Raw genomic sequence first — 9,808 nt, forward strand, 5'->3', positions numbered from 1 at the left:
GTGTCGGCGGGGTCGATGATGCCGTCGTCCCAGAGGCGGGCGCTGGCGTAGTAGGGGTGGCCCTGGCGTTCGTACTGGTCGCGGATGGGCGCCTTGAAACCTTCTTCTTCCTCGGCGCTCCAGGTCTTGCCGGCGCCTTCGATGCCGTCGCGTTTCACCGTGGCCAGCACGCTGGCGGCCTGTTCGCCGCCCATCACCGAGATGCGGGCGTTGGGCCATCCACAGGAAACGGCCGCCGTAGGCGCGGCCGCACATGGCGTAGTTGCCGGCGCCGAAAGACCCGCCAATGACCACGGTGAACTTCGGCACGTGCGAACACGCCACCGCCGTGACCATCTTGGCCCCGTCCTTGGCGATGCCGGCGTTTTCATACTTCTTGCCGACCATGAAGCCGGTGATGTTCTGCAGGAACACCAGCGGGATGTCGCGCTGGTTGCACAGCTCGATGAAGTGCGCGCCCTTGAGCGCGCTTTCGGCGAACAGGATGCCGTTGTTGGCGATGATGCCCACCGGGTAGCCGTGGATGTGCGCGAAGCCGCAGACCAGGGTCTTGCCGTAGCGAGCCTTGAACTCCTGGAACTCGCTGCCGTCCACCACGCGGGCGATGACCTCGCGGATGTCGAAGGGCCGGCGGGTGTCCTTGGGAATGACGCCGTAGAGCTGCTCGGCCGGGAACAGCGGCTCGCGCGGCGGCTGCACGGCCACCGGCAGCTGCTTGCGGCGGTTCAGATGGCGCACGATGTCGCGGGCGATCTGCAGCGCGTGGCGGTCGTTTTCCGCGAAGTGGTCGGCGACGCCGCTGACCGAGGTATGCACGTCGGCGCCGCCCAGGGATTCTGCGTCCACCACTTCGCCGGTCGCGGCCTTCACCAGCGGCGGGCCGCCCAGGAAGATCGTGCCCTGTTCCCTGACGATGATCGATTCGTCGCACATCGCCGGCACGTAGGCGCCGCCGGCGGTGCAGCTGCCCATCACCACGGCGATCTGCGGGATGTTCTTCGCGCTCAGCCGGGCCTGGTTGTAGAAGATGCGGCCAAAGTGTTCCTTGTCCGGGAACACCTCGTCCTGCAGCGGCAGGAAGGCGCCGCCGGAATCGACGAGGTAGATGCAGGGCAGGTGGTTTTCCAGCGCCACTTCCTGGGCCCGCAGGTGTTTTTTCACCGTCATCGGGAAGTAGGTGCCGCCCTTCACCGTGGCGTCGTTGGCCACGACGACCACTTCGATGCCGTGCACGCGGCCGATGCCGGTGATCACGCCCGCGGCGGGCGCGGCGTCGTCGTACATGCCGCCGGCGGCAAGGGCCGAGAGTTCAAGGAAGGGCGAGCCCGGGTCGAGCAGGGCGGCGACACGTTCGCGGGGCAGCAGCTTGCCGCGTTCGGTGTGCTTCTTGCGGGCCTTCTCGCCGCCGCCTTCGGCCACCTTGGCCAGCCTGGCTTCGAGGTCCTGGACGGCGGCGCGCAGCTGCGCGTCATTTTCCTGGAACTGGGGGTCGCGGGGATCGATGTGGCTGCTGAGGATGCTCATGCGCTGCAATCGTTGGGCAATCCCCGGCGTTTAAGCGCCCCGGCAAAAAAAAACCGCCGGCACGGGGCCGGCGGCTTTCAGGGCGACGCTGCGGGGATCACTCCTCGCCGGCGGCGGCCTCTTCTTCGGTGGTGATGGCTTCGTCGACGTTCTCGGCGGCGTCGTTCACAGCTTCCTGCGTGGCGTCGGCGGCATCGTCCATGGCTTCGCCCATGGCGTCGCCTGCTTCTTCCATCTCGGCGCCCATTTCGTCCATCGCGGCGTCGGTTTCGGCAGCAGCCTCGTCCATGCCGGCGGCGGCATCGTCAGCAGCGGCTTCCATCACGTCACCGGATTCTTCGGCGGCGTTCTCGATGGCGGCGCCGGCTTCGTCGGCTTCCTGCTCGGTCTGCGGGCTGCAAGCAGCCAGGCCGAAGGCCAGGGCAATGGCGGTGGCCAGGGCAAAAGTCGGATTACGCATGGTGTATCTCCCCAATTTGGTGGTTATCGCGACCCTCACGGTCGCCGTGGGCCAGCATACCCGGGTCGGCGGCCTTCGGTGCAACCCGGGCAAAAAAAAACAGGTGCGACCTTGGTCGCACCCGTTCTTTCAAAGCGACGGCTGAGCCAGGCTCAGTACTCGTCGCCAGCCTCTTCGGCAGCTTCTTCAGCGGCGTCGGCGGCGTCTTCAGCCACTTCTTCAGCCTGGTCGGCCATGTCGGCGGCGGCGTCAGCCATTTCTTCGGTGCCGGCGGTGGCAGCATCGACCGCGGCGTCGGCGGCCACGTCGGCGGCGTCGGCAGCGGCATCGGCCGAATCGGCGGCAGCGTCCGCGGCGACGTCGGTAGCGGCGTCGGTGGCGGCAGCGGCGGCGTCAGCGGCGTCGGCGGAGGCGTCGGCGGCGGAAGCAGCAGCTTCTTCGGCCGAATCGGCCGCCTGCTCAGCCTGGTTGGAGCAGGCCGCCAGGGCCAGGCCCAGGGCCGTGGCGAGCAGGATCTTGTTCAGGGACATGGGTGAATTCCTCGTCTGGACGTATGGGAAATCTGAAACGTGTCGTTTGGCACACGAACACGTCGGCAAAATCATGTCAGGAACTGAACCGGAGTCAAGCATTCGTTTGTTTTAACCAAATTTGAACGAATTCCTGATTGCCGCGAACCGCAGGATCTGGTCGGCCCCGGCGACCCGCCGGGGCCCGCGGGTTCAGGCCAACTCGATCGCCAGCGCGGTCGCTTCGCCACCGCCGATGCACAGGGCGGCCACGCCGCGCTTGCCACCGCGGCGCTTGAGCGCATTGACCAGGGTGACCACCAAACGTGCGCCAGAGGCGCCGATGGGGTGGCCCAGGGCGCAGGCGCCGCCGTGCACGTTGAGCTTGTCGTGGGCGATGCCCAGCTCCTTCATGGGCGCCATGGCGACGACGGCGAAGGCTTCGTTGACCTCGAACAGGTCGACGTCTTCGACCTTCCAGCCGGCCTTGTCCAGCACCTTCTGGATGGCCGCCACCGGCGCGGTGGTGAACCACTCGGGGGCCTGGGAATGGGTGGCGTGCGCAACAATCATGGCGATCGGCGCCAGGCCCTGGGCCTTGGCGGCCTCTTCGGAGGACAGCACCACGGCGGCGGCGCCGTCGTTGATCGACGACGAAGCGGCGGCGGTGATGGTGCCGTCCTTCTTGAAGGCCGGGCGCAGGCTCGGGATCTTTTCGATGTTGCAGCGGCCGGGCTGTTCGTCGGTGTCGATCACCGTGTCGCCCTTGCGGCCGGCGACGGTGACCGGGGCGATTTCGTCATTGAACGTGCCGTCGGCCTGGGCGGCCAGGGCGCGGCGCACCGATTCGGCGGCGTAGGCGTCCTGCTGTTCGCGGGTGAAGCTGTACTTGTCGGCGCACATCTCGCCGAACACGCCCATGGCCTGCTTGTCGTAGGGATTGACCAGGCCGTCCCAGGCCATGTGGTCAAGCATCTCGGTGTTGCCGAACTTGGTGCCGGTGCGCGAGTTCATCAGCAGGTGCGGCGCGTTGGTCATCGACTCCATGCCGCCGGCGACGACGACGCTGGCCGAACCGGCCTTGATCAGGTCGTGGCCCATCATGATGGCCTTCATGCCCGAGCCGCAGACCTTGTTGATGGTGGTGCAGCCGGCCGCCGTCGGCAGGCCGGCGCCAAGCGCCGCCTGGCGGGCCGGGGCCTGGCCCAGGCCGGCGGGCAGCACGCAGCCCATGATCACTTCATCGACCTTGTCGCCGGCCACGCCGGCCTGTTCAACCGCCGCCTTGATGGCGGTGCTGCCCAGCTGCGTGGCGGGCACGCCGGTGAACTGGCCCAGCAGGGCCCCGAGGGCGGTGCGCTTGGCACCTGCGATGACGACCTTGGACATGGTGGCTCCGAATCGTGGGGAAACCACCATTATAAGCCGCCAGCCATGCCCACTGTAGGAGCGGCTTCAGCCGCGAAGCTTCCGATTTCGCCCTGGTCGCCGGGCCCTGGAAAAGATTCGCGCCTGAAGGCGCTCCTGCCGGGGTAGGGGCTCAGCCGCGGTCTTCGAAGAGCTCGCGGCCGATCAGCATGCGGCGGATTTCATTGGTGCCGGCGCCAATGGCGTAAAGCTTGGCGTCGCGCAGGATCCGGCCGGTGGCGTATTCGTTGATGTAGCCGTTGCCGCCCAGGGCCTGGATGCCTTCCAGGGCCACCTGCACGGCCGCTTCGCTGGCGTGCAGCAGGCAGCTGGCGGAATCGACCCGGCTGGCGTGGCCGGCGTCGAAATCGCGGGCCACCTGGTAGGCGAAGGCGCGGGAGGACTGCAGCGCCGTGTACATGTCGGCGATCTTGCCCTGCATCAGGCCGAAGGTGCCGATGGCCTGGTCGAACTGCTTGCGCTCGCGCACGTAGGGCAGGGCGATGTCGAGCGCGGCCTGCATCAGGCCCAGCGGGCCGCCGGTCAGCACCAGGCGCTCGGTGTTGAGGCCGCTCATCAGGACCTTGACGCCCTGGTTCACTTCTCCCAGCACGTTCTCCGCAGGGATTTCGCAGTTCTCGAACACCAGTTCGCAGGTGTTGGAGCCGCGCATGCCCAGCTTGTCCAGCTTCTGCGCCGTGGAGAAACCCTTCATGCCCTTTTCGACGATGAAGGCGGTCATGCAGCGCGAACCCGCGTCCTTGCCGGCGGTGCGCATGTAAACGATCAGCACGTCGGCCTCGGGGCCGTTGGTGATCCACATCTTGTTGCCGTTGGCGACCCATACGCCGTCGCGGAGTTCGGCGCGGCAGCTCATCGAGCCCACCACGTCGGACCCGGCGCCGGGCTCGGACATCGCCAGCGCGCCCTTGGCTTCACCGCTGCAAAGCTTCGGCAAGTACTTGCGACGCTGCTCGTCGCTGCCGTTGGCGTAGAGGTTGGCCACGCACAGGTTGCTGTGCGCGCCGTAACTCAGGCCCACCGACCCGGAAGCGCGGGAGATTTCCTCCATCGCCACCAGGTGCGCCAGGTAGCCCATTTCCGAGCCGCCGAATTCGGCGGGCACGGTCAGGCCCAGCAGGCCCATTTCGCCCAGCTTGGGCCACAGGTCCTGGGGGAAGACGTTGTCGTGGTCGATCTGCGCCGCCCGCGGGGCGATCTCGCTGTCGGCGAAACGCCGGACGGCGTCGCGCAGGGCATCGAGGTCTTCACCGAGGGGGAACGTGCGCATGGGGACTCCGTGTCTTTGGGTGTCGCAGCAGTTTGACCGGGCCGTCGTCGCGGCCCGGTCAATGCCAGGGCCTTAGTTGCCGCGGCGGCCCTGGAAGCGCGGGGCGGCGGCGCCCAGGTGCGGCAGGCGCAGCTTGCCGATGGCGGTGATGCGCTCTTCGGCCATGCGGTCGGCAGCCATGTAGGTCGGGATCTTGTCGCGGTTGGCGATCTCGAAAATACGACCCAGGTTGTAGTAGATGGTGCGCATCATGCGCATGGCGCGCTCGCGGTTGTAACCGTCGATTTCCAGCGAGACGTTCATCAGGCCGCCGGCGTTCACGGCGTAGTCCGGGGCGTAGAGCATGCCGCGCTTCTCGAGCTCGACGCCGATCTCGTCGTTGGCCAGCTGGTTGTTGGCGGCGCCGCAGATGACCTTGCACTTCAGGCGGGGCAGGGTCTTTTCGTTGATCGTGCCGCCCAGGGCGGTCGGCGAGTACACGTCGGCGTCCACGTCGTAGATGTCGTCCAGGGCCACGGCCTCGCAGCCGTATTCGTCGACGGCGCGCTGCACGGCGTCCTTGTTGATGTCGGTGACGAACACCTTGGCGCCGCGCTCGCGCAGCAGCTTCACGAACTCCATGCCGACGTGGCCCACGCCCTGCACGGCATAGGAGTAGTTGCCCACTTCCTCGTTGCCGAACTTGACCTGCAGCGCGGCCATCAGGCCCTGCAGCGTGCCGTAGGCGGTGAACGGCGACGGGTCGCCCGAGCCACCGTGCACCTGGTGCACGCCGGTGACGTAGTCGGTTTCGCGCAGCACGTATTCCATGTCGTTGACGTCGATGCCCACGTCTTCGGCGGTGATGTAGCGGCCGCCCAGCGAGTTGACGAAACGGCCGAAGGCGCGGAACAGCGCTTCGGACTTGTCCTTGTTCGGGTCGCCCCAGATCACCGCCTTGCCGCCGCCCAGGTTCAGGCCCGACACGGCCGCCTTGTAGGTCATGCCGCGGCTCAGGCGCAGCACGTCCTTCAGGGCCTCTTCCTCGCTGGCGTACGGCCACATGCGCGTACCGCCCAGGGCCGGGCCCAGGACGGTGTTGTGGATCGCGATGATGGCCTTCAGGCCCGCGTCCTTGTTGTGGCAGAACACCACTTCCTCGTGGTTCGAGGTCGAGATGATTTCGAAGATCATGGAAGGCTCCGGTCTGGCGGACTGCGCGGGCCCGGGGATGTGGGCCTCGTGCGAGATTGGATGAAAAAGCGTCCGCAAGTTATTGATTTGAATGGCCTGCATATTTGGTGCGCAGGGCCTCGCCGGTTTCCGGCGCGGCGTAGTGTAAAGCAAACGCTCTAGTCGGGCAGGGCCCGCCTTCACACCCGGGTGGCCTGCGTCCGTCGGCCAGGAAAGGCCGTCCGGCGGGTGCGCGGCGCGGCGTGGCCGGTCGGCGCCGGGGCCGGCGTTGGTATTAGTGCTTGGCGGTTTTATCTCTCCCCGGAGAACCGCCAGCCTCCAACCCTTAGAGCAGGGTTCATTGGGCGACCACCGCGTGGTCGCCCTTTTTTTGTCCGCGCCTTTCACGCCCCCTGCAACCCCGGCAGCAGTTAATGGGGGTGTTCTCCCCGCGGACCGTCCATGCCCCAGCTGCAAAGCCCCACGCGCCTGCGAACCGCCTGCGATGAAGCCGCGCTGGTGGCCCTGCTGGGCCGCATCCGTTTCGGCGACGCCGAGGCCCTGGGCCAGCTCTACGACCAGACCCTGGGCCAGGTGCACGGCCTGGCGCTGCGGGTGCTGGGCAATGCCCAGGACGCCGAGGAAGTGGTGGCCGACGTATTCCTGCAGGTCTGGGACCGGGCCGTCAGCTACTGCCCGCAGCGCGGCGCAGTGATGGCCTGGCTGCAGACCCTGGCCTGGAGCCGGGCGATCGACCACAAGCGCAAGCTCAGCCGTCGTTCCCCGCCGGGGCTGCATCCAGACGACGCGGTGTTGGCGTATACAGAAAGTGAAGACCCGAGCCCGGAGCACCTGGCCCAAAGCCAGGCCCTGGCCACCCGGGTCCGCCAGGCACTGGACGAACTGGCCCCCGGGCAATGCCAGGTGCTTGAACTAGCCTTCTACGAGGACCTTTCCCACGCTGAAATCGCCGAACGCACCGGCCTGCCCCTGGGCACCGTGAAGTCGCATGCCCGTCGCGGGCTGGCGAGCCTGCGTTCGGCAATGGATGGCGAGGACCACGCGCCATGACCCGCCCCGAGATTGACGACAAGACCCTGCTGGCCGCCGCCCTGGCCGGCCTGCTGCCCGACGACCCGCCCGGGTCCGCGCGGGCCGGGGCCCTGCGGACCCACATCCTGGACGCCGCCCGCCGCAGCCGCACCCAGGTGGTGCGCGCCGAAGAAGGCGAGTGGACGCCGTTCGTGCCCGGCATCCATATCAAGACCCTGCGCCGGGACCCGCATTCGAGCACCCAGACCAGCCTCTGGCGCATCGAGCCGGGCGCCGTGATCCCGCCGCATCCGCACGCCAGCGAGGAAGAGTGCCTGGTGCTGTCGGGTTCGGTGGTGCACGACGGCGTCGAGTACCACACAGGCGACTATTTGCTGGCTGCCCCGGGCGAACGCCACAAGGCGTTCACCTCACCCGACGGCGCGCTGCTGATGATCCGCGGCGAGTTGCTGCCCGATCCGGCGCGGGTACGCGCCCTGCTGGAAAACCCGCAGGACGCGTAGTGCATCCAGTCGGCCCCAAGCCGGCGTAGGGGAACTAGTACGCAAACCGCGTGCGCCTTCCCGGCGATGCCATGAAACACCTGTCCCGTCTGCTGTTCGCCAGCCTGCTTGCCTGCGCGCTGCCCGTCGCCGCCGCGGTGCCGGCAACGCCGGCAGCCAAGCCGGCCACCGCGCCCGGCGAGGCCCCGGCCGCCAAGACCCCGCCGCGACTTTCCCCGCGCGAGATTGCCCTGAACAGCCCGGTGCCCATCTGGCAGCGCCGCGGCATCCTGGTGGAGCAGGGTGGTCGTGCGCTCTACACCTTCACCGAAGACAAACCCGGGCAAAGCCGCTGCGACCCCAAGTGCGAACGCCTGTGGCCGCCGCTGTTCGCCGAACCCACCGCCCGCCCGCACGGCCCCTTCACCATCGCCCGCAGCCACGACGGCCGGCCGATGTGGGCCTGGGAAGGCAAACCGCTGTACCGCTGGCTGTCGGACCGCAAGCGCGGCTCCGCCGGCGGCGACGGCGTGGCCGACGTCTGGTTCCTGGTGCAGGTGCCGCCCGAACTCAACGGTTACGTCGTGCCGTATTTCCCGATGCCCATGCCCCGGCGCAGTGCCGATGCGCCTGCCACCTTGCCCCGACCGAGGACTCCCTAAATGACTCTGAAATCCCATTCCCTGCCGCGTTCGGCGCTGGCGCTGGCCCTGTGCCTGCCGCTTGGCCTGGCCCACGCCCAGTCGGCCGACGACGAAGCCGACCTCAGCGGCAAGCTGCTGCTCACCGGCGGCGTCAGCCAGGTGGAAGGTTCCGCCGGCGGCGGCCTGACGCCCTGGGCCGTGATCGGCGGCTACGGTACCCGTGACCAGATCGGCGGCAACGCCTATTTCACCCGCGTTGACGTGGACGACTATTCGCTCGACAGCTACGGCGTGCTGGTCGGTCTTTACGACCGGGTCGAGCTGAGTTTTTCGCGGCAGGCATTCGACACCCAGGCCATCGGCGGCGCGCTGGGGCTGGGCAATGGTTTCACCTTCACCCAGGACACCATCGGCGTGAAAGTGAAGGTCGCCGGCGACGCCGTGCTTGAGCAGGACAGCTGGCTGCCGCAGATCTCCGTCGGCGCGCAGTACAAGAAAAACGACCAGCCCGGCGTCCTGGCCTTCATCGGCGCCCGCGACGACAGCGGCGTGGACTACTACGTCAGCGCCACCAAGCTGTACCTGGACAAGAGCCTGCTGCTCAACACCACGCTGCGCCTGACCAAGGCCAACCAGTTCGGCATCCTGGGTTTCGGCGGCGACCTCAACGACGACTACGAGGCCCAGCTCGAGGGTTCGTTCGCCTACCTGCTGAGCCGCAACCTGGCCATCGGCGGCGAGTACCGCATGAAGCCCGACAACCTCGGAATCGCCGAAGAAAACGACGCCTGGGACGTGTTCGTCGCCTGGGCGCCGGTCAAGAACGTGTCGCTGACCCTGGCCTACGTGGACCTGGGCAACATCGTCATCGCCGACAACCAGCGCGGCGTTTATGCCTCGCTGCAGGTGGGTTTCTGAGCCATGGAGAAAACTATGAATACGACCAAGACCCTGGCCCTGGCCCTGGCCTGCCTGCTGGCTTTCGCCGCGCCCACGTTTGCCCAGCCGGCCGTCGGCGGCCGCGAGGGCCTGGACCGGCTGATGGACACCTTCATGGCCGGCCTGCTGGCCGACGAGCGCATGGGCCCGTTTTTCGCCAACGCCGACCAGGAACGGGTGAAGCGCCAGCTGGCCGAACAGTTCTGCGCCATCCTCGGCGGCGGCTGCGAATACAGCGGCCGCGACATGAAGTCTTCGCACGCGGGCCTGGGCATCGACCGCGCCGACTTCAACCGCCTGGTGGAAGTGCTGCAGGTGGCGATGAACAAGCACGACGTGCCCTTCCG

General features: G+C 67.7%; 9 protein-coding genes and 2 pseudogenes. 5 read left to right on the forward strand and 6 right to left on the reverse strand.

All coding sequences use genetic code 11. The features are described from left to right. From AACZ35_RS09170 to AACZ35_RS09195, 6 genes and pseudogenes are all read right to left on the reverse strand, one after another. Nucleotides 1–1,524, reverse strand: a pseudogene (locus AACZ35_RS09170) (carboxyl transferase domain-containing protein); the annotation flags it as partial. A 97-nt stretch (nucleotides 1,525–1,621) separates the two neighbouring features. Further along, nucleotides 1,622–1,984: a hypothetical protein gene (locus AACZ35_RS09175; protein WP_339828373.1), complete on the reverse strand. Its 363-nt coding sequence runs from the start codon at nucleotides 1,982–1,984 to the stop codon at nucleotides 1,622–1,624. Nucleotides 1,985–2,136: 152 nt separating this feature from the next. Next, nucleotides 2,137–2,514, reverse strand: coding sequence for a hypothetical protein (locus tag AACZ35_RS09180; protein ID WP_339828374.1), 378 nt, complete (start codon nucleotides 2,512–2,514; stop codon nucleotides 2,137–2,139). Between the two features lie 192 nt (nucleotides 2,515–2,706). Then, on the reverse strand, nucleotides 2,707–3,882 hold the full coding sequence (locus AACZ35_RS09185) for an acetyl-CoA C-acyltransferase (RefSeq protein ID WP_339828376.1): 1,176 nt from the start codon (nucleotides 3,880–3,882) through the stop codon (nucleotides 2,707–2,709). 151 nt (nucleotides 3,883–4,033) lie between these two features. After that, nucleotides 4,034–5,191 (reverse strand): isovaleryl-CoA dehydrogenase, encoded by a 1,158-nt coding sequence (locus AACZ35_RS09190; RefSeq protein ID WP_339828377.1) that lies wholly within the window; start codon nucleotides 5,189–5,191, stop codon nucleotides 4,034–4,036. A gap of 72 nt (nucleotides 5,192–5,263) precedes the next feature. Then, nucleotides 5,264–6,364, reverse strand: coding sequence for a Glu/Leu/Phe/Val dehydrogenase dimerization domain-containing protein (locus AACZ35_RS09195; protein WP_339828378.1), 1,101 nt, complete (start codon nucleotides 6,362–6,364; stop codon nucleotides 5,264–5,266). Between the two features lie 441 nt (nucleotides 6,365–6,805). On the opposite strand from AACZ35_RS09195, the gene AACZ35_RS09200 reads away from it, so the two are divergent. The 5 genes and pseudogenes from AACZ35_RS09200 to AACZ35_RS09220 form a co-directional block, all read left to right on the forward strand. Continuing rightward, on the forward strand, nucleotides 6,806–7,414 hold the full coding sequence (locus tag AACZ35_RS09200) for a sigma-70 family RNA polymerase sigma factor (RefSeq protein WP_339828380.1): 609 nt from the start codon (nucleotides 6,806–6,808) through the stop codon (nucleotides 7,412–7,414). Further along, nucleotides 7,411–7,899 (forward strand): cupin domain-containing protein, encoded by a 489-nt coding sequence (locus AACZ35_RS09205; protein ID WP_339828381.1) that lies wholly within the window; start codon nucleotides 7,411–7,413, stop codon nucleotides 7,897–7,899. The genes AACZ35_RS09200 and AACZ35_RS09205 overlap by 4 nt, the downstream gene beginning before the upstream one ends. Before the next feature lie 71 nt (nucleotides 7,900–7,970). Next, nucleotides 7,971–8,540, forward strand: a complete 570-nt coding sequence (locus AACZ35_RS09210; protein ID WP_339828383.1) for a hypothetical protein — start codon at nucleotides 7,971–7,973, stop codon at nucleotides 8,538–8,540. Then, nucleotides 8,541–9,440, forward strand: coding sequence for a DUF3034 family protein (locus AACZ35_RS09215; protein WP_339828384.1), 900 nt, complete (start codon nucleotides 8,541–8,543; stop codon nucleotides 9,438–9,440). It abuts the gene before it with no gap. 15 nt (nucleotides 9,441–9,455) lie between these two features. Then, nucleotides 9,456–9,808: pseudogene (locus AACZ35_RS09220) on the forward strand (group 1 truncated hemoglobin); the annotation flags it as partial.

This window comes from uncultured Arenimonas sp. (assembly GCF_963976025.1).
Taxonomy (GTDB): Bacteria; Pseudomonadota; Gammaproteobacteria; order Xanthomonadales; family Xanthomonadaceae; genus Arenimonas.

Bases quoted from the DNA above. Each gene is read 5' to 3' on its own strand.
- AACZ35_RS09200 (WP_339828380.1), top strand. From the start codon at position 6,806: ATGCCCCAGCTGCAAAGCCCCACGCGCCTGCGAACCGCCTGCGATGAA.
- AACZ35_RS09210 (WP_339828383.1), top strand. From the start codon at position 7,971: ATGAAACACCTGTCCCGTCTGCTGTTCGCCAGCCTGCTTGCCTGCGCG.
- AACZ35_RS09180 (WP_339828374.1), bottom strand. From the start codon at position 2,514: ATGTCCCTGAACAAGATCCTGCTCGCCACGGCCCTGGGCCTGGCCCTG.
- AACZ35_RS09205 (WP_339828381.1), top strand. From the start codon at position 7,411: ATGACCCGCCCCGAGATTGACGACAAGACCCTGCTGGCCGCCGCCCTG.
- AACZ35_RS09175 (WP_339828373.1), bottom strand. From the start codon at position 1,984: ATGCGTAATCCGACTTTTGCCCTGGCCACCGCCATTGCCCTGGCCTTC.
- AACZ35_RS09185 (WP_339828376.1), bottom strand. From the start codon at position 3,882: ATGTCCAAGGTCGTCATCGCAGGTGCCAAGCGCACCGCCCTCGGGGCC.
- AACZ35_RS09215 (WP_339828384.1), top strand. From the start codon at position 8,541: ATGACTCTGAAATCCCATTCCCTGCCGCGTTCGGCGCTGGCGCTGGCC.
- AACZ35_RS09190 (WP_339828377.1), bottom strand. From the start codon at position 5,191: ATGCGCACGTTCCCCCTCGGTGAAGACCTCGATGCCCTGCGCGACGCC.
- AACZ35_RS09195 (WP_339828378.1), bottom strand. From the start codon at position 6,364: ATGATCTTCGAAATCATCTCGACCTCGAACCACGAGGAAGTGGTGTTC.